The sequence below is a fragment of the Halomonas sp. SIMBA_159 genome, from assembly GCF_046536035.1.
GTDB classification, from domain to species: Bacteria; Pseudomonadota; Gammaproteobacteria; order Pseudomonadales; family Halomonadaceae; genus Vreelandella; species Vreelandella venusta_A.
The window spans coordinates 1-277 of record NZ_JAWJBT010000424.1 but is presented as its reverse complement, the minus strand read 5'-3'; the positions used below and the strand labels follow the sequence as shown (position 1 = coordinate 277).

Genomic DNA, 277 nt, shown 5'->3' with positions numbered 1-277 from the left:
AATCATGAAGAAAATCGAGTAAGGGAACATGACCGAGATCAATGTACCAATGCCCATTTTCTTGTCGTATTTCTGTGCGAATGCGATGATGATCGCGAAATACGTCATGAGCGGAGTGATGATGTTCGTCGATGAATCGGCGATGCGGTAAGCCATTTGCGTCAGTTCCGGCGAATAGCCAAGCTGCATCATGATCGGCACGAAGACCGGTGCAAGCATTGCCCATTTCGCGGAAGCGGAACCGATGAACAAATTGATGATTCCGACGACAATGACA

At 48.0% G+C, this 277-nt stretch carries 1 protein-coding gene; it reads right to left on the bottom strand.

Annotated features, from left to right (window positions below; all coding sequences use genetic code 11):
* The coding region (locus R0J87_RS19880; RefSeq protein ID WP_498888411.1) for an AbgT family transporter at positions 1–277 on the bottom strand (277 nt) is incomplete at both ends.